Raw genomic sequence first — 22,588 nt, forward strand, 5'->3', positions numbered from 1 at the left:
TGCACCCCTTCCTTACTCAGCACTGCTGCTGAAATCGAGATCTTGGCCTGGCTGAAGGGAGATAACTGCCTTCTTCCAGTCATTACGCTTGCCCAGACCGCGAGCAGTGCGCTTGCTCTTACCCAGAACGTTCAGGGTAGTGACGCGCTCTACTTTCACGCTGAACAGGCTTTCGACGGCCTTCTTGATTTCCAGCTTGGTTGCATCAGTAGCAACCTTGAAAACGAACTGGCCTTTCTTGTCTGCCAGAACCGTAGCCTTCTCGGAAACGTGCGGGCCAAGCAGAACTTTAAATACGCGTTCCTGGTTCATCCCAGCAGCTCCTCGAATTTCTTCACGGCCGACACGGTGATCAACACCTTGTCGTATGCGATCAGACTAACTGGATCGGAACCTTGAACGTCACGTACATCTACGTGCGGCAGGTTACGAGCAGCCAGGTACAGGTTCTGATCAACAGCGTCCGACACGATCAAAACGTCGGTCAGGCTCATGTTGTTCAGCTTGCCCAGCAGGTCTTTGGTTTTCGGAGTTTCAACAGCGAAATCCTGAACCACGACCAGACGATCAGTACGCACCAGCTCAGCAAGGATGGAACGCATTGCTGCGCGATACATCTTCTTGTTCAGCTTCTGGGAGTGATCCTGTGGACGAGCTGCGAAAGTGGTACCGCCGCCACGCCAGATTGGGCTACGGATAGTACCGGCACGAGCACGACCAGTACCTTTCTGACGCCATGGGCGCTTGCCGCCACCACGAACGTCGGAACGGGTCTTTTGCTGCTTGGTACCTTGACGGCCGCCAGCCATGTAGGCCACGACTGCTTGGTGAACCAGCGTCTCATTGAACTCGCCGCCAAACGTCAGTTCGGAAACTTCGATCGCTTGAGCGTCATTTACATTTAATTGCATGTCAGCTTCCCCTTAACCGCGAGCCTTGGCTGCTGGACGTACAACCAGGTTGCCGCCAGTAGCGCCAGGAACAGCACCCTTGACCAACAACAGATTGCGTTCAGCGTCCACGCGCACTACTTCCAGGGACTGCACGGTCACGCGCTCAGCGCCCATATGACCGGACATTTTTTTGCCCTTGAATACACGACCAGGAGTCTGGCACTGGCCGATAGAGCCTGGGACGCGGTGGGATACGGAGTTACCGTGGGTGTTATCTTGCCCGCGGAAATTCCAACGCTTGATCGTACCCTGGAAGCCTTTACCCTTGGACTGACCGGTTACATCAACCAGTTGACCAGCGGCGAAGATTTCAGCGTTGATCAGATCGCCAGCCTGGTACTCGCCTTCTTCAAGACGGAATTCCATGGTGGTGCGACCAGCGGCAACGTTCGCCTTGGCGAAGTGGCCAGCCTGAGCTGCTGTTACACGCGAAGCACGACGCTCGCCGACAGTGACTTGCACTGCACGATAGCCATCGGTCTCTTCAGTTTTGAACTGGGTGACGCGATTCGGTTCGATCTCAATGACCGTGACCGGAATGGAGACACCTTCTTCGGTGAAAATACGGGTCATACCGCATTTACGACCGACTACACCAATAGTCATGTTGTAAACCTCATGAGTGTACGGGGCTTTCACCCGCTATGGCCGCCCATTTCAGAGCGTTACACGACTAAGACCGAGTCTTAGCCGAGGCTGATCTGCACTTCCACACCGGCCGCAAGATCAAGCTTCATAAGTGCATCAACGGTTTTATCCGTTGGCTGGACGATGTCCAGAACGCGCTTATGAGTGCGGATTTCGTACTGGTCGCGCGCGTCTTTGTTGACGTGCGGAGAAACCAGAACGGTAAACCGCTCTTTACGGGTAGGCAGTGGAATTGGACCACGCACTTGAGCACCAGTACGTTTCGCGGTTTCCACGATTTCCTGGGTTGATTGGTCGATCAGGCGATGGTCAAAAGCCTTCAACCTGATACGGATTTGCTGATTTTGCATTGGATTTCAGACTCCGGCTGCTATTCCCACCGAGCGCAATACGCCCGTTAAAAGGAGGCGCAATTCTATAGACGCCCCAGATAGGTGTCAACCCAATAAAAAAGCCCCCGCTGAGCGGGGGCTTTTTCACATCATCAAGCAATCTCTATAAAAGAGAATTACGCGATGATTTTGGCTACGACACCGGCGCCGACGGTACGACCGCCTTCACGGATAGCGAAGCGCAGACCATCTTCCATTGCGATGGTTTTGATCAGGGTAACAGTCATCTGAATGTTGTCACCTGGCATTACCATTTCAACGCCTTCTGGCAGCTCGCAGTTACCAGTCACGTCAGTAGTACGGAAGTAGAACTGTGGACGGTAGCCTTTGAAGAACGGAGTATGACGGCCGCCTTCTTCCTTGCTCAGAACGTAAACTTCTGCGGTGAAAGTGGTGTGCGGCTTAACCGAACCTGGCTTAACCAGAACCTGACCACGCTCAACGTCGTCACGCTTGGTGCCACGCAGCAGAACGCCGCAGTTCTCGCCAGCACGACCTTCGTCGAGCAGCTTGCGGAACATTTCAACACCGGTGCAAGTAGTAACGGTGGTGTCACGCAGACCAACGATTTCCAGCGGATCTTGAACGCGAACGATACCGCGCTCGATACGACCGGTCACAACAGTACCGCGACCCGAGATCGAGAATACGTCTTCGATTGGCATCAGGAACGGCTTGTCGGTTACACGCACTGGTTCTGGGATGTAGCTGTCCAGAGTTTCAACCAGCTTCTTGACGGCAGTGGTGCCCATCTCGTTGTCGTCTTTGCCTTCCAGAGCCATACGAGCCGAACCGATGATGATCGGAGTATCGTCGCCTGGGAAGTCATAGGTGGACAGCAGGTCGCGAACTTCCATCTCAACCAGTTCCAGCAGCTCAGCGTCGTCTACCAGGTCAGCCTTGTTCAGGAAAACCACGATGTACGGAACGCCAACCTGACGGGACAGCAGGATGTGCTCACGGGTTTGTGGCATCGGACCATCAGCGGCCGAGCAAACCAGAATAGCGCCGTCCATTTGAGCAGCACCGGTGATCATGTTCTTCACATAGTCAGCGTGACCTGGGCAGTCAACGTGAGCGTAGTGACGGATCTTCGAGTTGTACTCAACGTGTGCGGTGTTGATGGTGATACCGCGAGCCTTCTCTTCCGGTGCGCTGTCGATCTTGTCGAAGTCAACGATTGCGGAACCGAAAACTTCGGAGCAAACGCGAGTCAGAGCAGCAGTCAGAGTGGTTTTACCGTGGTCAACGTGACCGATGGTGCCAACGTTGACGTGCGGTAGGGAACGATCAAATTTTTCTTTAGCCACGACAATTAACTCCTAGCCTAAAGGGGCTGAATCAGCCTTGTTTTTTGGTTACGGATTCGACGATGTGCGACGGAGCCGTATCGTATTTTTTGAATTCCATAGAGTAGCTTGCGCGACCCTGGGACATGGAACGAACGTCGGTCGCATAACCGAACATCTCACCCAGTGGAACCTCGGCACGGATAACCTTGCCGGACACTGTGTCTTCCATACCCTGGATCATGCCGCGACGACGGTTAAGGTCGCCCATCACATCACCCATATAGTCTTCAGGCGTAACAACCTCTACAGCCATGATCGGCTCAAGCAACTCACCACCGCCCTTCTGGGCCAGTTGCTTGGTCGCCATGGAGGCAGCCACTTTAAACGCCATCTCGTTGGAGTCGACGTCGTGGTAAGAACCATCGAACACGGTAGCCTTCAGGCCGATCAGCGGATAGCCGGCAACAACGCCGTTCTTCATCTGCTCTTCGATACCTTTCTGGATAGCCGGGATGTATTCCTTAGGAACCACACCACCTACAACTTCGTTCACGAATTGCAGACCTTCCTGACCTTCGTCAGCAGGAGCAAAACGAATCCAGCAGTGACCAAACTGGCCGCGACCACCGGATTGACGAACGAACTTGCCTTCGATTTCACAGTTCTTCGTGATGCGCTCACGATACGAAACCTGAGGCTTGCCGATGTTGGCTTCGACGTTGAACTCACGGCGCATCCGGTCAACCAGGATGTCCAGGTGCAGCTCGCCCATGCCGGAGATGATCGTTTGACCAGTCTCTTCATCAGTTTTAACGCGGAAAGACGGGTCTTCCTGAGCAAGTTTGCCCAGAGCGATACCCATTTTTTCCTGGTCATCCTTGGTCTTAGGCTCTACGGCAACCGAAATAACCGGCTCCGGGAAGTCCATGCGAACCAGAATGATTGGCTTGTCAGCGTTGCAGAGGGTTTCACCAGTGGTGACGTCCTTCATGCCGATCAGGGCCGCGATGTCACCAGCGCGCACTTCCTTGATCTCTTCACGGGCGTTTGCGTGCATTTGCACCATACGACCCACGCGCTCTTTTTTGCCTTTAACCGAGTTGATCACGCCGTCGCCGGAGTTCAACACGCCCGAGTAAACGCGGACGAAGGTCAAGGTACCCACGAATGGGTCGGTAGCGATCTTGAACGCCAGAGCCGAGAACGGCTCCGCATCGTCTGCATGACGCTCCAGCTCGATTTCCTCGTTATCCGGGTCAGTACCCTTGATAGCAGGAATGTCGGTTGGCGCAGGCAGGAAGTCGATAACGGCGTCGAGAACCAGGGGAACACCCTTGTTCTTGAACGAAGAACCGCAAACAGCCAGTACGATTTCGCCGGCGATAGTACGCTGACGCAAAGCAGCTTTGATCTCTACGATCGACAGCTCTTCGCCTTCCAGGTACTTGTTCATCAGCTCTTCGTTGGCTTCGGCAGCAGCCTCAACCATGTTGTTGCGCCACTCTTCAGCCAGCTCTTGCAGCTCAGCAGGAATGTCCTTGCGAACAGGGACCATACCTTTGTCAGAGTCGTTCCAGTAGACAGCTTGCATGTTGATCAGATCGATCTGACCCTGGAAGTTGTCTTCGGAACCGATAGCCAACTGGATTGGCACCGGAGTGTGACCCAGACGCTGCTTGATCTGACCGATCACGCGCAGGAAGTTGGCGCCAGCACGGTCCATCTTGTTTACGTAAACAAGACGTGGAACACCGTACTTGTTGGCTTGACGCCATACGGTTTCCGACTGAGGCTCAACACCCGAAGTACCGCAGAACACAACGACAGCGCCGTCGAGTACGCGCAGGGAGCGTTCAACTTCAATAGTGAAGTCAACGTGGCCCGGGGTATCGATTACGTTAAAGCGATGCTCGTCTTTGTACTGCTTCTCGGAACCTTTCCAGAAGGCGGTAATAGCAGCAGAAGTAATGGTAATACCACGCTCCTGCTCCTGAACCATCCAGTCTGTGGTCGCGGCGCCGTCATGCACCTCGCCCATTTTGTGACTTTTGCCGGTGTAAAAAAGGACGCGCTCAGTGGTGGTGGTTTTACCAGCATCCACGTGAGCGACGATACCGATGTTACGGTAGCGGCTAATCGGAGTAGTACGAGCCATAAAGCCCTCGCAAAATTAGTGAAGCTAAAATTAGAAGCGGTAGTGCGAGAAAGCTTTGTTAGCTTCAGCCATACGGTGCACGTCTTCACGCTTCTTAACAGCAGCACCTTTACCTTCAGCAGCATCCAGCAGTTCGCCAGCCAAACGCAGAGCCATAGACTTCTCGCCACGCTTACGGGCGAAGTCTACCAACCAGCGCATTGCCAGAGCGTTACGACGGGAAGGACGAACCTCGACCGGAACCTGGTAAGTAGCACCACCAACGCGGCGCGACTTCACTTCGACCAGCGGAGCGATGGCGTCGAGTGCTTTTTCGAAGAGTTCCAGGGGATCGGTGCCAGCCTTACGGGTCGCAACGGTTTCCAGGGCACCATAAACGATACGCTCGGCAACGGCTTTCTTGCCGCTTTCCATAACGTGGTTCATGAATTTGGCGAGGATCTGGCTTCCGTATTTCGGATCGTCCAGAATCTCACGCTTTGCTGCTACGCGACGTCTTGGCATGATAAGCCCTCAAGCGGTCTTCAGGTTAGCTCGGGACAGATCCAATGGATGCGTGCCCGACCTTACTCTTATCGACTCAATAAAATGAAAATCTGCAAAACGGCCGATTACTTCGGACGTTTGGTACCGTACTTCGAACGACCCTGGTTACGACCTTTAACGCCGGAAGTATCCAAGGAGCCGCGAACGGTGTGGTAACGAACACCTGGCAAGTCTTTTACACGACCGCCGCGGATCAGTACCACGCTGTGCTCTTGCAGGTTGTGACCTTCACCACCGATGTACGAGGAAACCTCGAAACCGTTGGTCAGGCGCACACGGCATACTTTACGCAGTGCCGAGTTAGGTTTTTTCGGCGTAGTGGTGTACACACGGGTGCACACGCCACGACGTTGCGGGCAGTTCTGCAGCGCAGGTACGTCGGATTTCTCGACGATACGCTTACGCGGCTGACGTACCAGCTGGTTGATAGTTGCCATCTACTAGCTCCACTGTTGTCTTGCGACGCTATTGTCTTGCAAGAAAAGCAAAATGGCAGGAACGAATTCCCGCCAAATTTAGGGGATCAAGAGTCTAAAGAGGATCTTGTCCCCAGTCAAGGCAAGGCCCCGACCTCCCCGCCCCTCGAACCTCGACAAATTGTCTCGATTCGATGAACGGAGCGACCAGGGCCTTACGCTCATTTATCGCAGAACTCAGTTACCGCTCGAGTTCAGCGCTTCGGTCAGTGCAGCTTCCACTTCACTGGCGCTTACGCGCAGCGGCTTGTCTGCTTCACGACGACGCTTGCGCTCGCTGTGATATGCCAGGCCGGTACCTGCCGGGATCAGACGACCCACGACAACGTTTTCTTTCAGGCCGCGCAGGTAGTCGCGCTTGCCGGTGACTGCCGCTTCGGTCAGTACACGAGTGGTTTCCTGGAAGGAAGCCGCCGAGATGAACGATTCGGTGGACAACGACGCCTTGGTGATACCCAGCAGAACGCGAGTGTATTTGGAGACGAACTTGTCTTCGCCGCCCAAACGCTCGTTTTCTACCAGTACGTGAGTCAGTTCCATCTGGTCGCCCTTGATGAAACTCGAATCGCCGGATTCAGCGATTTCAACTTTACGCAGCATCTGACGCAGGATGGTCTCGATGTGCTTGTCGTTGATCTTCACGCCTTGCAGACGGTAAACGTCCTGGATCTCGTTGACGATGTACTTGGCCAACGCGCTCACACCCAGCAGACGCAGGATGTCGTGCGGATCGCTTGGACCGTCGGAGATAACTTCGCCGCGGTTTACCTGTTCGCCTTCGAAGACGTTCAGGTGACGCCACTTCGGAATCAGCTCTTCGTACGGATCGGTACCGTCGTTCGGGGTAATAACCAGACGGCGCTTGCCTTTGGTTTCTTTACCGAACGCGATGGTGCCGCTGACTTCAGCGAGAATCGACGCTTCTTTCGGACGACGAGCTTCGAACAAGTCGGCAACACGCGGCAGACCACCGGTGATGTCACGAGTCTTCGAAGTTTCTTGCGGGATACGCGCGATAACATCACCGATCGCGATCTTCGCACCGTCAGCCACACCGACCAGGGCGTTGGCTGGCAGGAAGTACTGAGCGATAACGTCAGTGCCTGGCAGCAACAGATCCTTGCCGTTGTCGTCGACCATCTTCACTGCCGGACGGATTTCTTTGCCCGCAGCTGGACGATCTTTCGCGTCAAGGACTTCAATGTTGGTCATACCGGTCAATTCGTCAGTCTGACGCTTGATCGTGATGCCTTCTTCCATGCCCACGTAGGTCACGGTACCTTTCATTTCGGTAACGATTGGGTGAGTGTGCGGATCCCACTTGGCCACGATTGCGCCAGCGTCGACCTTGTCACCTTCTTTAACCGAAATCACAGCACCGTACGGCAGCTTGTAACGCTCACGCTCACGACCGAAGTCATCAGCGATGGCCAGCTCACCGGAACGGGACACAGCAACCAGGTGACCATCCACTCGCTCAACGTGCTTCAGGTTGTGCAGACGGACGGTACCGCCATTCTTCACCTGAACGCTGTCGGCTGCGGAAGTACGGCTTGCCGCACCACCGATGTGGAACGTACGCATCGTCAGCTGGGTACCCGGCTCACCGATGGACTGGGCAGCGATAACGCCGACCGCTTCACCGATGTTCACCTGGTGACCACGAGCCAAGTCACGGCCATAGCACTTGGCGCAAATGCCATAGCGGGTTTCGCAACTGATCGGCGAACGCACGATCACTTCGTCGATGCTGTTCAGCTCGATGAACTCGACCCACTTCTCGTCTACCAGAGTACCGGCTGGAACGATAACGTCCTCGGTGCCTGGCTTGAATACGTCACGGGCAATAACACGACCCAATACGCGCTCACCCAACGGCTCTACAACGTCACCGCCTTCAATGTGCGGAGTCATCAGCAGACCGTGTTCGGTGCCGCAATCGATCTCGGTTACAACCAGATCCTGCGCCACGTCTACCAGACGACGAGTCAGGTAACCGGAGTTCGCAGTTTTCAACGCGGTATCCGCCAGACCTTTACGAGCACCGTGAGTCGAGATGAAGTACTGAAGTACGCTCAAACCTTCACGGAAGTTCGCAGTAATCGGCGTTTCAATGATGGAACCGTCCGGCTTGGCCATCAGACCACGCATACCGGCCAGCTGACGAATCTGTGCTGCGGAACCCCGCGCACCCGAGTCGGCCATCATGTACATCGAGTTGAACGACTCTTGATCAACTTCAACGCCGTGACGGTCGATAACCTTCTCTTTCGAGAGGTTGGCCATCATTGCCTTGGAAACTTCGTCGTTCGCTTTCGACCAAAGGTCGATCACTTTGTTGTACTTCTCGCCCTGGGTTACCAGGCCGGAGGCGTACTGGCTCTCGATCTCTTTCACTTCGTCGGTGGCAGCACCGATGATGCGGGCTTTCTCGTCCGGGATAACGAAGTCGTTAACACCGATGGAAACGCCGGAGATGGTCGAGTAAGCGAAACCGGTGTACATCAACTGGTCAGCGAAGATCACGGTCTCTTTCAGACCAACCACGCGGTAGCACTGGTTGATCAGCTTGGAGATCGCCTTTTTCTTCATCGGCAGGTTGACGACGTCGTACGACAGGCCTTTTGGCACAACCTGGAACAGCAGCGCACGGCCGACAGTGGTGTCGACGATACGGGTACCGCTCACGCTGTTGCCGTCACGGTCGTTGACGGTTTCGTTGATACGTACTTTAACCTTGGCGTGCAGTGCGGCTTCGCCGGCACGGAACACACGGTCAACTTCCTGCAGATCCGCGAACACACGACCTTCGCCCTTGGCGTTGATCGCTTCACGAGTCATGTAGTACAGACCCAATACAACGTCCTGCGACGGAACGATGATTGGCTCACCGTTGGCTGGCGACAGAATGTTGTTGGTCGACATCATCAACGCACGCGCTTCCAACTGGGCTTCCAGAGTCAGCGGTACGTGCACGGCCATTTGGTCGCCGTCGAAGTCGGCGTTGTACGCGGCGCAGACCAGAGGGTGCAGCTGGATAGCCTTACCTTCGATCAGTACCGGTTCAAACGCCTGGATACCCAGACGGTGAAGGGTCGGTGCACGGTTGAGAAGAACCGGGTGTTCGCGAATCACTTCAGCGAGAACGTCCCAAACCTCTGGCAGTTCGCGCTCGACCATTTTCTTGGCCGCTTTGATGGTGGTCGCGAGACCACGCATTTCGAGCTTGCCGAAAATGAACGGCTTGAACAGCTCGAGAGCCATCTTCTTCGGCAGACCGCACTGGTGCAGACGCAGGGTCGGGCCTACGGTAATTACCGAACGACCGGAGTAGTCAACACGCTTACCGAGCAAGTTCTGACGGAAACGACCTTGCTTACCCTTGATCATGTCAGCCAGGGATTTCAGAGGACGCTTGTTCGAACCGGTGATAGCGCGGCCACGACGACCGTTGTCGAGCAGAGCATCGACAGCTTCCTGCAACATACGCTTTTCGTTGCGCACGATGATGTCCGGAGCGGACAGATCCAGCAGGCGCTTCAAACGGTTGTTACGGTTGATCACTCGACGATACAGATCGTTGAGGTCGGAAGTCGCGAAACGACCGCCGTCCAGCGGGACCAGTGGACGCAGATCTGGCGGCAGAACCGGCAGAACGGTCAGCACCATCCACTCTGGCAAGTTGCCGGAACCCTGGAAGGCTTCCATCAACTTCAGACGCTTGGACAGCTTCTTGATCTTGGTTTCAGAGTTGGTTTGCGGAATTTCTTCGCGCAGACGGCCAATCTCGTGTTCCAGGTCGATAGCGTGCAGCAGTTCACGAACAGCTTCAGCACCCATACGGGCGTCGAAGTCGTCACCGAACTCTTCCAGCGCTTCGAAGTACTGCTCGTCATTCAGCAACTGACCTTTTTCAAGGGTGGTCATGCCTGGATCGATAACGACATAGCTCTCGAAGTAGAGAACGCGTTCGATATCACGCAGGGTCATGTCCATCAGCAAGCCGATACGGGACGGCAGCGATTTCAGGAACCAGATGTGGGCAACCGGCGAAGCCAGTTCGATGTGCGCCATGCGCTCACGACGAACCTTGGCCAGTGCAACTTCAACGCCGCACTTCTCGCAGATCACACCACGGTGCTTCAAGCGCTTGTACTTACCGCACAGGCACTCGTAATCCTTTACCGGGCCAAAGATCTTGGCGCAGAACAGGCCATCACGTTCAGGTTTGAACGTACGGTAGTTGATGGTTTCCGGCTTTTTAACTTCACCGAACGACCATGAGCGGATCATCTCAGGCGAGGCCAATCCGATACGGATGGCGTCGAACTCTTCGACTTGACCCTGGTTTTTCAGCAAATTCAGTAGGTCTTTCAAGGCCTTTCCTCCTGGCGGAGCAGAGAGCGGGCAATCCTGCCCCGCTCTCGATTCGCGTCACGTGTTATTCGGTTTCCAGATCGATATCGATGCCGAGGGAACGAATTTCCTTGATCAACACGTTGAAGGACTCGGGCATGCCCGGCTCCATACGGTGATCGCCATCCACGATGTTTTTGTACATCTTGGTACGGCCGTTCACATCGTCCGACTTCACTGTGAGCATTTCTTGCAGAGTGTAAGCAGCACCGTATGCTTCCAGTGCCCAGACCTCCATCTCCCCGAAACGCTGACCACCGAACTGTGCCTTACCACCCAGCGGCTGCTGGGTAACCAGGCTGTACGAACCGGTAGAACGCGCGTGCATCTTGTCGTCTACCAAGTGGTTCAGCTTCAGCATGTACATGTAGCCAACGGTAACTGGACGCTCGAACTTGTTGCCGGTACGGCCGTCAGTCAGCTGCATCTGGCCGCTTTCCGGCAGGTCTGCCAGTTTCAGCATGGCCTTGATTTCGCTTTCCTTGGCGCCGTCGAACACTGGAGTGGCCATTGGAACACCGCCACGCAGGTTCTTCGCCAGATCCAGGATTTCCTGATCGGAGAAGCTGTCCAGATCTTCGTTACGACCGCCGATCTGGTTGTAGATCTCGTCCAGGAAGGTACGCAGTTCAGCGACTTTACGCTGCTCTTCGATCATCCGGTTGATCTTCTCGCCCAGACCCTTGGCGGCGAGGCCCAGGTGGGTTTCAAGGATCTGACCAACGTTCATACGCGAAGGTACGCCCAGTGGGTTGAGGACGACGTCGACCGGGGTGCCATTGGCATCGTGCGGCATGTCTTCAACCGGCATGATCACGGAGACCACACCTTTGTTACCGTGACGACCGGCCATCTTGTCGCCCGGCTGGATGCGACGACGGATTGCCAGGTAAACCTTGACGATTTTCAGCACGCCTGGAGCCAGGTCATCGCCCTGCTGCAGTTTGCGCTTCTTGTCTTCGAACTTGTCGTCCAGCAGACGGCGGCGATCAACGATGTAGGCCTGAGCCTTCTCGAGCTGCTCGTTCAGAGCATCTTCAGCCATGCGCAGTTTGAACCACTGACCATGCTCAAGACCGTCGAGCACTTCGTCGGTGATGTCCTGACCTTTCTTCAGACCTGCGCCGCCTTCAGCCTTGTGGCCTACCAGAGCGGAACGCAGACGTTCGAAGGTCGCGCCCTCAACGATACGGAACTCTTCGTTCAGATCCTTGCGGATCTCGTCGAGTTGAGTCTTCTCGATCGACAGTGCACGAGCATCACGCTCAACGCCGTCGCGGGTGAAGACCTGTACGTCGATAACAGTACCTTTGGTACCGGTAGGTACGCGCAGGGAAGTGTCTTTAACGTCGCTGGCTTTTTCACCGAAGATTGCACGCAGCAGTTTTTCTTCCGGAGTCAGTTGGGTCTCGCCTTTCGGAGTGACCTTACCGACCAGGATGTCGCCTGCGCCAACTTCAGCACCTACGTAAACGATACCGGCTTCGTCCAGTTTGTTCAGTGCAGCTTCACCCACGTTAGGGATGTCCGCAGTGATCTCTTCAGGCCCAAGCTTGGTGTCACGGGCCACACAGGTCAGTTCCTGAATGTGGATCGTGGTGAAGCGGTCTTCTTGAACAACACGTTCGGACAGGCAGATGGAGTCTTCGAAGTTGAAGCCGTTCCATGCCATGAACGCGATGCGCATGTTCTGACCCAGTGCCAGTTCACCCATGTCGGTGGACGGGCCGTCGGCCATGATGTCGCTACGCTGAACACGATCACCCTTGCTCACCAGCGGACGCTGGTTGATGCAGGTGTTCTGGTTCGAGCGGGTGTATTTGGTCAGGTTGTAGATGTCGACACCAGCTTCGCCGGTTTCAACTTCGTCATCAGCAACACGAACCACGATACGGCTGGCGTCGACGGAATCGATCACGCCGCCACGACGAGCCACGACGCAAACGCCGGAGTCACGGGCTACGTTACGCTCCATGCCAGTACCTACCAGCGGCTTGTCAGCGCGCAGGGTTGGTACAGCTTGACGCTGCATGTTCGAACCCATCAACGCACGGTTGGCGTCGTCGTGCTCGAGGAACGGAATCAGCGACGCTGCAACCGAAACTACCTGTTTCGGCGAAACGTCCATCAAGGTGACTTCTTCAGGCGCCTTAACGGTGAATTCGTTCAGGTGACGTACGGCTACCAGTTCGTCGATCAGGACTTTCTGGTCGTTCATGGTCGCCGAAGCCTGCGCGATCACGTGATCGGCTTCTTCAATAGCGGACAGGAACACGATCTCGTCGGTGACCACACCCTCTTTCACCACGCGGTACGGGCTTTCCAGGAAGCCGTACTGGTTGGTGCGAGCGTACGCAGCCAGGGAGTTGATCAGACCGATGTTCGGACCTTCCGGCGTTTCAATCGGGCAAACACGACCGTAGTGAGTCGGGTGTACGTCACGAACTTCAAAGCCTGCGCGCTCACGAGTCAGACCGCCAGGGCCGAGTGCAGAGACACGACGCTTGTGGGTGATCTCGGACAGCGGGTTGTTCTGGTCCATGAACTGCGAGAGCTGGCTGGAACCGAAGAACTCTTTCACCGCCGCAGCCACTGGCTTGGCATTGATCAGGTCTTGCGGCATCAGGCCTTCGCTTTCAGCCATCGACAGACGCTCTTTGACCGCACGCTCAACACGTACCAGGCCAACGCGGAACTGGTTCTCGGCCATTTCGCCTACGCAGCGAACACGACGGTTACCCAGGTGGTCGATGTCATCGACGATGCCTTTACCGTTACGGATGTCGACCAGAGTCTTCAGTACCGCGACGATGTCTTCCTTGCACAGCACGCCCGAACCTTCGATCTCGGTACGACCGATACGACGGTTGAACTTCATCCGGCCGACCGCAGACAGGTCATAGCGCTCAGGGCTGAAGAACAGGTTGTTGAACAGGGTTTCGGCAGCGTCTTTGGTTGGCGGCTCGCCTGGACGCATCATGCGATAGATCTCGACCAGCGCTTCCAATTGGTTGCTGGTGGAGTCAATCTTCAGCGTGTCAGAAACGAACGGACCGCAGTCGATGTCGTTGGTGTACAGAGTTTCGATGCGAACAACGCCGGATTTGGCAATTTTTGCCAGGACTTCGGTGTTCAGTTCGGTGTTGCACTCTGCCAGGATTTCGCCGGTAGCCGGGTGCACGATGACCTTGGCGGTAGTACGACCGAGGACGTAGTCCAGGGGTACTTCCAGAGTCTTGATGCCGGCTTTTTCGATCTGGTTGATGTGGCGCGCGGTAATACGGCGGCCCGCCTCAACAATCACCTTGCCCTTCTCGTCCTGAATGTCCAGAACCGCAATTTCACCACGCAGACGCGAAGCAATCAGTTCCAGGCTGAGGGTTTCGCCGCTCAGGTGGAAAACGTTGGTGGTGTAGAAAGCGTCCAGCACTTCTTCAGTGGTATAGCCGAGCGCGCGCAGCAGTACCGATGCCGGCAGCTTGCGGCGACGGTCGATACGCACGAACACGCAGTCTTTCGGGTCGAACTCGAAGTCCAGCCACGAACCGCGGTAAGGAATGATGCGCGCGGAGTACAGCAGTTTGCCGGAGCTATGCGTCTTGCCGCGGTCGTGGTCGAAGAACACGCCCGGGGAACGGTGCAGCTGGGAAACGATTACACGCTCGGTACCATTGATTACAAAGGTACCGTTCTCAGTCATCAGGGGGATTTCACCCATGTAGACTTCTTGCTCTTTGATGTCCTTGATCGCTTTGTTCGACGATTCTTTGTCGAAAATGATCAGGCGCACTTTTACCCGCAAAGGTACGGCGAAAGTTACACCGCGCAATACGCATTCTTTGACATCAAATGCCGGTTCGCCCAAGCGATAACCGACGTACTCCAGCGCAGCATTGCCGGAGTAGCTGATGATCGGGAAAACGGATTTGAAGGCCGCATGCAGGCCCACGTCGCGGAACTGATCTTTAGTCGCTCCCGCTTGCAAGAATTCACGATACGAATCCAGCTGGATGGCCAGGAGGTAAGGCACATCCATGACGTCCGGCAACTTGCTAAAGTCCTTGCGGATACGTTTTTTCTCAGTATATGAGTAAGCCATCAGCGTTCCCCAGCTTGGTCACCTGCTTGTTTGGCCCCTCCCGACGGGAGCAGCCAGAAAATCGTGCAAACCCCATGGTTTGCGCCACCGCATCGGGTGGTTACAGCGCCTTTATCAGCACCGACCCAGTCGGCTGCCAATAACGGAAAAAGGCCGGTGGCAAGAGCCACCAGCCATCAGCCTGTCGCTTGACGCTCGGGCTGGAGGAGCAAAGTCGATACTTATTTCAGCTCGACTTTAGCGCCTGCTTCTTCCAGCTTCTTCTTAGCGTCTTCAGCCGCTTCTTTCGAAACGCCTTCAGCTACAACCTGAGGAGCGCCGTCTACTTTCTCTTTGGCTTCTTTCAGGCCCAGACCAGTCAGTTCACGAACTGCCTTGATCACGTTAACCTTCTTCTCGCCAGCTTCCAGCAGAACAACGTTGAACTCGGTTTGCTCTTCAACAACAGCGGCAGCAGCAGCTGGACCAGCAGAAGCAGCGGCAGCGGATACGCCGAACTTCTCTTCCATTGCCTTGATCAGCTCAACGATTTCCAGAACCGATTTTTCGCCGATTGCGTCGATGATTTGTTCGTTAGTCAGAGACATGACTTATTTCCTGAATTGGGGGATAGCCTGGAGGCCATCGAAATAAACAAAAATACGCGAGAGAGGAAACGCTCAGCCTCAGGCTGCAGCAGCTTCTTTCTGGTCGCGAAGTGCCGCCAGAGTACGAGCCAATTTGCTGGTAGCGCCTTGAATCACGCTCATCAGCTGGGAAATTGCTTCGTCACGGGTCGGCAGGCTTGCCAGAACGTCGATCTGATTAGCTGCGAGGAACTTGCCCTCGAACGCAGCTGCCTTGATCTCGAACTTGTCCTGACCTTTAGCGAACTCTTTGAACAGACGAGCAGCAGCGCCCGGGTGTTCGTTGGAGAATGCGATCAAGGTCGGGCCGGTGAACACGTCGTTGAGAACACTGTATTCAGTGTCAGCAACAGCGCGCTTGAGCAGGGTGTTACGTACAACACGTACGTAAACGCCAGCTTCACGAGCCTCTTTACGGAGTCCGGTCATTGCGCCTACTGTTACGCCACGGGCATCAACCACGACAGCGGACAGAGCGACTTTGGCAGCCTCGTTGACTTCAGCGACGATGGCCTTCTTGTCTTCGAGATTAATTGCCACGGGTTTAACTCCTGCTTGTTACCGTTTCATTCGATCGAAACCGAATGTCGTTTTGGTGTCTGATTCGGTAAGGAACCGGGAGCACCATCTGCGTAGGCTGGTGGTTTAAGACTTGCGTCGCCTACGGTCTTGGATAGCCCCCGCCAGGCAGGGACCCCAATATTTCAACTGGCGCGAATAGTCGCGCCAATTTTTGTCTTAAGCGTCCAGCGAGCTCTGGTCGATAACCAGACCTGGGCCCATAGTGGTGCTCAGGGTAACGCGCTTGACGTAGATACCTTTCGAGGAAGCTGGCTTGATACGCTTCAGATCAGCGATCAGGGCTTCAACGTTTTCCTTCAGCTTGACGGCATCGAAGCCCATCTTGCCAACGGAAGTGTGAATGATGCCGTTTTTGTCGGTGCGATAACGAACCTGACCAGCTTTAGCATTCTTGACCGCAGTCGCTACATCTGGAGTTACGGTACCAACCTTAGGGTTAGGCATCAGACCGCGCGGACCAAGGATCTGGCCCAGTTGACCTACAACGCGCATGGCATCCGGGGATGCGATCACTACGTCATAGTTCAGGTCGCCGCCTTTCATTTCGGCAGCCAGGTCGTCCATACCTACACGGTCAGCGCCGGCAGCCAGAGCGGCCTCGGCAGCTGGACCCTGGGTGAACACAGCAACGCGAACAGTCTTGCCAGTGCCGTGTGGCAGCACAGTAGCGCTACGAACAACCTGGTCGGATTTACGCGGGTCTACACCCAGGTTCACAGCAACGTCAAACGACTCGCTGAACTTGACAGTCGACAGCTCGGCCAACAGGGCAGCGGCGTCTACAATGTTGTAGGCCTTGCCTGCTTCGATTTTGCCGGCGATAGCCTTTTGACGCTTGGTCAGCTTAGCCATTACACACCCTCCACGTTAAGGCCCATGCTACGAGCAGAACCGGCGATAGTACGCACGGCTGCATCCATATCAGCTGCAGTCAGATCCGCGTTTTTGGTTTTCGCGATTTCTTCCAGCTGAGCACGGGTAACAGTGCCAACCTTAACGGTGTTCGGACGAGCGGAACCGCTGGTCAGACCGGCCGCTTTCTTCAGCAGAACCGAAGCAGGGGTGGATTTTGTTTCAAAAGTGAAGCTACGGTCGCTGTAGACAGTGATGATCACTGGAGTCGGCAGACCTGCTTCAAGACCCTGAGTACGGGCATTGAAAGCCTTGCAGAATTCCATGATGTTCACGCCGTGTTGACCCAGAGCAGGACCAACAGGTGGGCTTGGGTTAGCCTGAGCGGCCTTCACTTGCAGCTTGATGTAAGCGGTAATTTTTTTGGCCATGAGGCACTCCAATTACGGGTTCGATCGCCTCGAAAGGCTCCCCGGTTACTTGCGCGTTTATCCCAGTGACGACAAAACCCCACAGCCTAGGGCTGCGGGGTTGGGATGCTTGTTCAGCTAGACCTTTTCGACCTGACTGAACTCCAACTCTACCGGGGTAGAGCGACCGAAAATAAGCACAGCCACTTGGATCCGGCTCTTTTCGTAGTTAACCTCTTCAACAACGCCATTGAAATCAGCAAATGGACCGTCATTGACTCGCACCGTTTCACCTGGCTCAAAGAGAGTCTTCGGCTTCGGCTTGTCGCTACCATCAGCAACACGACGCAGAATTGCTTCTGCCTCTTTATCGGTGATTGGCGCAGGCTTATCAGCGGTACCGCCAATGAAACCCATCACCCGAGGAGTATCCTTGACCAAGTGCCAAGTACCCTCGTTCATATCCATCTGAACCAGCACGTAGCCTGGAAAGAACTTACGCTCGCTTTTGCGCTTCTGGCCGTTACGCATTTCAACCACTTCTTCAGTGGGAACCAGAATCTCGCCGAAGCCATCTTCCATGCCAGCCAGCTTTACGCGCTCGACCAGCGAGCGCATCACATGCTTCTCGTAACCCGAGTAAGCATGCACAACATACCAACGCTTAGCCACGGGACACCCTTAGCCGACAATCAAGGAAACAAGCCAGCCGAGCAGGGAGTCAAGACCCCACAACAGCAACGCCATAACCAGAACAACAGCCACCACAATAAGGGTGGTCTGCGTGGTTTCTTGGCGAGTTGGCCAAACGACTTTACGAATCTCGGTGCGAGCTTCCTTAACCAGTACAAAGAAAGACTTGCCCTTCGCAGTCTGCAGGCCTACAAAGGCAGCTACAGCAGCAATGACAAGCAAGGCGAGTACACGGTACAGGATCGGCGAAGCAGAGTAATACTGATTGCCAACAACGCCAACAACCACCAAAGCGACAACTACAAGCCACTTGAGCAGATCGAAGCGAGAGCCTTGAGCTTCAGCTTTAGGAGTCATCTTTGAAGATCCTGTGAAAAGAAAGCCAGACACACCAAGTGAATCTGGCAGGTCAGGAGGGAATCGAACCCCCAACCTACGGTTTTGGAGACCGTCGCTCTGCCAATTGAGCTACTGACCTAAAACAAAATCAGGCCGACCATTATGCCGGCCCGAAAAATACATTACAACTACTTACTCGATGATTTTAGCTACGACACCGGCGCCGACGGTACGACCGCCTTCACGGATAGCGAAGCGCAGACCGTCTTCCATTGCGATGGTTTTGATCAGGGTAACAGTCATCTGAATGTTATCACCTGGCATTACCATTTCAACGCCTTCTGGCAACTCGCAGTTACCAGTCACGTCAGTAGTACGGAAGTAGAACTGTGGACGGTAGCCTTTGAAGAACGGAGTGTGACGACCGCCTTCTTCCTTGCTCAGAACATAAACCTCTGCAGTGAACTTGGTGTGCGGCTTAACCGAACCCGGCTTAACCAGAACCTGACCACGCTCAACGTCGTCACGCTTGGTGCCACGCAGCAGAACGCCGCAGTTCTCGCCAGCACGACCTTCGTCGAGCAGCTTGCGGAACATTTCAACACCGGTGCAAGTAGTAACGGTGGTGTCACGCAGACCAACGATTTCCAGCGGATCTTGAACGCGAACGATACCGCGCTCGATACGACCGGTCACAACAGTACCGCGACCCGAGATCGAGAATACGTCTTCGATTGGCATCAGGAACGGCTTGTCGGTTACACGCACTGGTTCTGGGATGTAGCTGTCCAGAGTTTCAACCAGTTTCTTGACGGCAGTGGTGCCCATCTCGTTGTCGTCTTTGCCTTCCAGAGCCATACGAGCCGAACCGATGATGATCGGAGTATCGTCGCCTGGGAAGTCATAGGTGGACAGCAGGTCGCGAACTTCCATCTCAACCAGTTCCAGCAGCTCAGCGTCGTCTACCAGGTCAGCCTTGTTCAGGAAAACCACGATGTACGGAACGCCAACCTGACGGGACAGCAGGATGTGCTCACGGGTTTGTGGCATCGGACCATCAGCAGCCGAGCAAACCAGAATAGCGCCGTCCATCTGAGCAGCACCGGTGATCATGTTCTTCACATAGTCAGCGTGACCTGGGCAGTCAACGTGAGCGTAGTGACGGATCTTCGAGTTGTACTCAACGTGTGCGGTGTTGATGGTGATACCGCGAGCCTTTTCTTCTGGCGCACTGTCGATCTTGTCGAAGTCAACGATTGCAGAACCGAAAACTTCGGAGCAAACGCGAGTCAGAGCAGCAGTCAGAGTGGTTTTACCGTGGTCAACGTGACCAATGGTCCCAACGTTGACGTGGGGCAGGGAACGATCAAATTTTTCCTTAGCCATCGATATCACCCTCAACAGAAGAAATTAGACAAACAATATCAACCATTAAAACAAAGGCAGATATTTTCATATCTGCCTTGTTATATGGAGCTCTTGAGCGGATTTGAACCGCTGACCTCACCCTTACCAAGGGTGTGCTCTACCAACTGAGCTACAAGAGCAAAACACTTTGCACAACCTGCAAACTTGGAGCGGGTAGCGGGAATCGAACCCGCATCATCAGCTTGGAAGGCTGAGGTTCTACCACTAAACTATACCCGCGGAGCCTGCAGCTCACGCTTAAATCTGGTGGAGGGAGAAGGATTCGAACCTTCGAAGTCGTAGACGTCAGATTTACAGTCTGATCCCTTTGGCCGCTCGGGAACCCCTCCTAATCAGGCCGGCATTCTATACTATGCCAAACCCCTGTCAAGCATTTTCTCATTTAAAAACCTGAGGTTAGCTGCGCTGACATCGCCTCACACTGAAAACCTGTTTGGGTCTTCGCTGTGGAGCGGGCGCCATTCTATGCAAACTACTCAGCAGGTGCAACCCCCTCACACAGCATTATTTTATGTTTTAACTCATTGAATTCGTTGGAAAGGTTCTGCAGCTGAGCATCACCCAACAAACGCTGGCCCTGAGGCGCGACAGACAACCAATAACCAGCCCCGGAAGCATCCTTCGATGAAGATTGCGCGTCGACCCCCATTTCGGCCAAACGCTGCTGAAGGGCTGAAAGCGAGTCCTGCCGGGAAAAACCACCGAGAAACAGACATTCCTGCCGTCGCCCTCCCCGCCCCTCCCGAACATCACCTGTCGTTTCACTAAGCAAGCGAATGTCTTGCTGGGGACCTCGATACAAACTGAGAGGCGTTACGTCCTTCGCCCGCAAAGGTGCTTCCTGCTGGTGCCAGACATAATAGAAGCCATTAAGAACGATAAGCAGGAGGAACAACCAACGCATACAAACCTCAGGAAAAAGGACATGCCATAGCCAGCCCCACAAATACCAGGTCAGGAACAACCTTGGCCCTGGGCGCGACATCTGCAACCAATACAGCATCACCACCAGTTATAAAGACTGCAAAATCTTCCCCCCAGTAGGCGCTCGCCATTTCCAGCTGCGTCAGCACAAAACCTCGCAACATTAACGAACACCCACGTTCCACCGCCTCAACGGTGGTGCGCCCAGGTGCATTGCTGGACAGCGCGCGCTCAGCCGCCAGATCTCCATAGCGAATCTTACGGGTATGTGTACGTAACTGATTGCGCATCAATGGCATACCAGGACAAATGAAACCTCCCAGATGCTCACCATCAGCAGCAATAAAGTCAGCCGTTACCGCCGTACCGAAATCGAGTACCAGGCAAGCGCTGCCCGATGCAAGATGAAACCCGCCTAGCATGGCCAACCACCTATCAAGCCCTAGACGCTCATAGTCTTCATAACCATTTTTGACACCAGACATTTCACGGGCGGACTTCGCACACACCACCGAAATACCGAACTCCCGCTTGATCGCATCGATTAATACATCAGTTTCTTCCGCAGTCCTGACACTGACCACGCGGCACTTGCGCAGCACAAGCCCGTCCAGGGATCTCAAACTTTCAAGTAACGCTAGATCAGAGTCGACAACCCCTTCAGAAAAGAGAACCCCGGGCGCAGCTTTCAGCACTCGCCACTTAATAAAGCTGTTCCCGCAGTCGAGCTCAAGAATCATCACGCAACCTCAGGCTGAGCTCACCACCACTAAAGACTTTTTCCACGCCATCCACCTTCAGGCGCAGCGCACCCTGACTATCTATTCCGAGCACAACGCCGTCTATCTGACTGGAGCCCGCAATCAACGATACAGGCCGACCCTGCCACAAGTGATTGGCCTCCCATTCTGACTGGAGAACCGAGAAACCATCCGCCTGATGGCGCTTGATGTGAGCACTTAACTGTTTACTCAGCTCAACCACCAAGGCATTACGATCACTGCTTTTGCCTGACTCAAGACGGATAGAGGTCCATTCCTGATCGACCTCATCCGATAGCTGCATATTCACGTTAATGCCAATGCCCAGCACAACATGGCAAACGTCGGCGGGGTCTCCGACGAGCTCAAGGAGAATGCCAGCGATTTTCTTGTTACCTACCAAGACATCGTTGGGCCACTTCAATCCGGTACTTTGCACTCCAAAATTTCGCAGAGCCTGCAAAACAGCCAACCCCACGACAAGACTCAACCCCTCGAGTTGCCGCATTCCGCCATCAATACGCAGGACAAGACTGTAATAGAGATTCTCAGCAAACGGACTCACCCACTTGCGACCTCTTCGCCCACGTCCAGAGACTTGTCGCTCCGCGAGTACCAAAAAGGGGGCCAAACTACCTTGGCCGATCGCACGCAAGGCCTCAGCATTTGTCGAGTCGACTGAATCCAGAACGGTCACCGGCCAACCTGGCGCCATTGCCGATATCGCCCGAGAGTCGAGAAGCGTTAATGGCGCAGCCAATTGATAACCCCGCCCACGAACTTTATGAATGGACAAGCCAAGCTCAGCCTCTAGATGCTGAAGCTGTTTCCATACAGCACTTCGACTTATTCCCAGGGCAGCCCCCAGATCCTGACCAGAATGGAATCGACCATCCTTCAGAAGGTTCAACAACGTCAGCATGCAGGTCTCGCCTCACAATGAGGCCCGAATAATAGCCATGCTCCGGGCCGTTGCATAGAAATCAAGCAGACGCT

General features: G+C 54.7%; 20 protein-coding genes and 4 tRNA genes. All 24 read right to left on the reverse strand.

The window, feature by feature from the left end; genetic code table 11:
• Positions 1-12: 12 nt before the first annotated feature.
• The 24 genes from rplW to birA all read right to left on the reverse strand — a co-directional run bounded on the left by rplW (position 13) and on the right by birA (position 22,514).
• Positions 13-312, reverse strand: coding sequence for a 50S ribosomal protein L23 (gene rplW, locus ACM6JQ_RS29430; RefSeq protein WP_002555488.1), 300 nt, complete (start codon positions 310-312; stop codon positions 13-15).
• Complete coding sequence (gene rplD, locus ACM6JQ_RS29435; RefSeq protein WP_007918468.1) at positions 309-911, reverse strand: 50S ribosomal protein L4; 603 nt, start codon at positions 909-911, stop codon at positions 309-311. Before rplD ends, rplW begins: the two co-directional genes overlap by 4 nt.
• Before the next feature lie 12 nt (positions 912-923).
• A complete protein-coding gene (gene rplC, locus ACM6JQ_RS29440; RefSeq protein WP_003228738.1) occupies positions 924-1,559 on the reverse strand; it encodes a 50S ribosomal protein L3 in 636 nt (211 codons plus the stop codon).
• A gap of 80 nt (positions 1,560-1,639) precedes the next feature.
• Positions 1,640-1,951 carry a 30S ribosomal protein S10 gene (rpsJ, locus tag ACM6JQ_RS29445; protein ID WP_003186070.1) on the reverse strand — a complete coding sequence of 104 codons (312 nt, stop codon included), beginning with the start codon at positions 1,949-1,951 and terminating at the stop codon, positions 1,640-1,642.
• Positions 1,952-2,109: 158 nt separating this feature from the next.
• On the reverse strand, positions 2,110-3,303 hold the full coding sequence (gene tuf, locus ACM6JQ_RS29450; RefSeq protein WP_007918472.1) for an elongation factor Tu: 1,194 nt from the start codon (positions 3,301-3,303) through the stop codon (positions 2,110-2,112).
• A gap of 31 nt (positions 3,304-3,334) precedes the next feature.
• Positions 3,335-5,440, reverse strand: a complete 2,106-nt coding sequence (gene fusA / locus ACM6JQ_RS29455) for an elongation factor G (protein ID WP_007950179.1) — start codon at positions 5,438-5,440, stop codon at positions 3,335-3,337.
• 30 nt (positions 5,441-5,470) lie between these two features.
• Positions 5,471-5,944 carry a 30S ribosomal protein S7 gene (gene rpsG, locus ACM6JQ_RS29460; RefSeq protein WP_007916467.1) on the reverse strand — a complete coding sequence of 158 codons (474 nt, stop codon included), beginning with the start codon at positions 5,942-5,944 and terminating at the stop codon, positions 5,471-5,473.
• Between the two features lie 107 nt (positions 5,945-6,051).
• Complete coding sequence (rpsL, locus tag ACM6JQ_RS29465) at positions 6,052-6,423, reverse strand: 30S ribosomal protein S12 (RefSeq protein WP_003186084.1); 372 nt, start codon at positions 6,421-6,423, stop codon at positions 6,052-6,054.
• 216 nt (positions 6,424-6,639) lie between these two features.
• A complete protein-coding gene (rpoC, locus tag ACM6JQ_RS29470; protein WP_007916472.1) occupies positions 6,640-10,839 on the reverse strand; it encodes a DNA-directed RNA polymerase subunit beta' in 4,200 nt (1,399 codons plus the stop codon).
• 64 nt (positions 10,840-10,903) lie between these two features.
• Positions 10,904-14,977, reverse strand: coding sequence for a DNA-directed RNA polymerase subunit beta (gene rpoB, locus ACM6JQ_RS29475; protein WP_007950180.1), 4,074 nt, complete (start codon positions 14,975-14,977; stop codon positions 10,904-10,906).
• 221 nt (positions 14,978-15,198) lie between these two features.
• A complete protein-coding gene (gene rplL / locus ACM6JQ_RS29480; RefSeq protein ID WP_007916477.1) occupies positions 15,199-15,564 on the reverse strand; it encodes a 50S ribosomal protein L7/L12 in 366 nt (121 codons plus the stop codon).
• A gap of 78 nt (positions 15,565-15,642) precedes the next feature.
• Positions 15,643-16,143, reverse strand: a complete 501-nt coding sequence (gene rplJ / locus ACM6JQ_RS29485) for a 50S ribosomal protein L10 (protein WP_007916479.1) — start codon at positions 16,141-16,143, stop codon at positions 15,643-15,645.
• Between the two features lie 198 nt (positions 16,144-16,341).
• Positions 16,342-17,037, reverse strand: coding sequence for a 50S ribosomal protein L1 (rplA, locus tag ACM6JQ_RS29490; RefSeq protein WP_007916481.1), 696 nt, complete (start codon positions 17,035-17,037; stop codon positions 16,342-16,344).
• The gene (gene rplK / locus ACM6JQ_RS29495) at positions 17,037-17,468 is read right to left on the reverse strand and encodes a 50S ribosomal protein L11 (RefSeq protein WP_003228756.1); all 432 of its coding nucleotides are present in this window, start codon (positions 17,466-17,468) and stop codon (positions 17,037-17,039) included. The genes rplA and rplK overlap by 1 nt, the downstream gene beginning before the upstream one ends.
• A gap of 117 nt (positions 17,469-17,585) precedes the next feature.
• Positions 17,586-18,119 carry a transcription termination/antitermination protein NusG gene (nusG, locus tag ACM6JQ_RS29500; protein ID WP_007916492.1) on the reverse strand — a complete coding sequence of 178 codons (534 nt, stop codon included), beginning with the start codon at positions 18,117-18,119 and terminating at the stop codon, positions 17,586-17,588.
• Positions 18,120-18,128: 9 nt separating this feature from the next.
• Positions 18,129-18,497: a preprotein translocase subunit SecE gene (secE, locus tag ACM6JQ_RS29505; RefSeq protein WP_007916493.1), complete on the reverse strand. Its 369-nt coding sequence runs from the start codon at positions 18,495-18,497 to the stop codon at positions 18,129-18,131.
• Between the two features lie 45 nt (positions 18,498-18,542).
• Positions 18,543-18,618 (reverse strand) — tRNA-Trp (locus ACM6JQ_RS29510).
• Positions 18,619-18,671: 53 nt separating this feature from the next.
• Positions 18,672-19,865 (reverse strand): elongation factor Tu, encoded by a 1,194-nt coding sequence (gene tuf / locus ACM6JQ_RS29515; RefSeq protein WP_053124324.1) that lies wholly within the window; start codon positions 19,863-19,865, stop codon positions 18,672-18,674.
• 85 nt (positions 19,866-19,950) lie between these two features.
• Positions 19,951-20,026: transfer RNA gene (locus tag ACM6JQ_RS29520), tRNA-Thr, on the reverse strand.
• Positions 20,027-20,052: 26 nt separating this feature from the next.
• Positions 20,053-20,126 (reverse strand) — tRNA-Gly (locus ACM6JQ_RS29525).
• A gap of 25 nt (positions 20,127-20,151) precedes the next feature.
• A tRNA-Tyr gene (locus tag ACM6JQ_RS29530) sits at positions 20,152-20,236 on the reverse strand.
• A 143-nt stretch (positions 20,237-20,379) separates the two neighbouring features.
• The gene (locus ACM6JQ_RS29535) at positions 20,380-20,811 is read right to left on the reverse strand and encodes a hypothetical protein (protein ID WP_007918473.1); all 432 of its coding nucleotides are present in this window, start codon (positions 20,809-20,811) and stop codon (positions 20,380-20,382) included.
• Positions 20,812-20,818: 7 nt separating this feature from the next.
• Positions 20,819-21,571, reverse strand: coding sequence for a pantothenate kinase (locus ACM6JQ_RS29540; protein ID WP_095114414.1), 753 nt, complete (start codon positions 21,569-21,571; stop codon positions 20,819-20,821).
• Positions 21,561-22,514 (reverse strand): bifunctional biotin--[acetyl-CoA-carboxylase] ligase/biotin operon repressor BirA, encoded by a 954-nt coding sequence (gene birA / locus ACM6JQ_RS29545; protein ID WP_123375836.1) that lies wholly within the window; start codon positions 22,512-22,514, stop codon positions 21,561-21,563. Before birA ends, ACM6JQ_RS29540 begins: the two co-directional genes overlap by 11 nt.
• Between the last annotated feature and the right edge of the window lie 74 nt (positions 22,515-22,588).

Source organism: Pseudomonas sp. IT-232MI5, assembly GCF_949767845.1.
GTDB lineage: Bacteria > Pseudomonadota > Gammaproteobacteria > Pseudomonadales > Pseudomonadaceae > Aquipseudomonas.

Coding starts and splice junctions, on each gene's coding strand:
- fusA (WP_007950179.1), bottom strand. CDS start 5,440: ATGGCTCGTACTACTCCGATTAGCCGCTACCGTAACATCGGTATCGTC.
- secE (WP_007916493.1), bottom strand. CDS start 18,497: ATGACTCCTAAAGCTGAAGCTCAAGGCTCTCGCTTCGATCTGCTCAAG.
- birA (WP_123375836.1), bottom strand. CDS start 22,514: ATGCTGACGTTGTTGAACCTTCTGAAGGATGGTCGATTCCATTCTGGT.
- rplA (WP_007916481.1), bottom strand. CDS start 17,037: ATGGCTAAGCTGACCAAGCGTCAAAAGGCTATCGCCGGCAAAATCGAA.
- rpoB (WP_007950180.1), bottom strand. CDS start 14,977: ATGGCTTACTCATATACTGAGAAAAAACGTATCCGCAAGGACTTTAGC.
- rpsG (WP_007916467.1), bottom strand. CDS start 5,944: ATGCCAAGACGTCGCGTAGCAGCAAAGCGTGAGATTCTGGACGATCCG.
- rplK (WP_003228756.1), bottom strand. CDS start 17,468: ATGGCCAAAAAAATTACCGCTTACATCAAGCTGCAAGTGAAGGCCGCT.
- rplW (WP_002555488.1), bottom strand. CDS start 312: ATGAACCAGGAACGCGTATTTAAAGTTCTGCTTGGCCCGCACGTTTCC.
- rpsL (WP_003186084.1), bottom strand. CDS start 6,423: ATGGCAACTATCAACCAGCTGGTACGTCAGCCGCGTAAGCGTATCGTC.
- tuf (WP_053124324.1), bottom strand. CDS start 19,865: ATGGCTAAGGAAAAATTTGATCGTTCCCTGCCCCACGTCAACGTTGGG.
- rplL (WP_007916477.1), bottom strand. CDS start 15,564: ATGTCTCTGACTAACGAACAAATCATCGACGCAATCGGCGAAAAATCG.
- rpsJ (WP_003186070.1), bottom strand. CDS start 1,951: ATGCAAAATCAGCAAATCCGTATCAGGTTGAAGGCTTTTGACCATCGC.
- rplD (WP_007918468.1), bottom strand. CDS start 911: ATGCAATTAAATGTAAATGACGCTCAAGCGATCGAAGTTTCCGAACTG.
- ACM6JQ_RS29540 (WP_095114414.1), bottom strand. CDS start 21,571: ATGATTCTTGAGCTCGACTGCGGGAACAGCTTTATTAAGTGGCGAGTG.
- ACM6JQ_RS29535 (WP_007918473.1), bottom strand. CDS start 20,811: ATGCGTTGGTTGTTCCTCCTGCTTATCGTTCTTAATGGCTTCTATTAT.
- rplC (WP_003228738.1), bottom strand. CDS start 1,559: ATGACTATTGGTGTAGTCGGTCGTAAATGCGGTATGACCCGTATTTTC.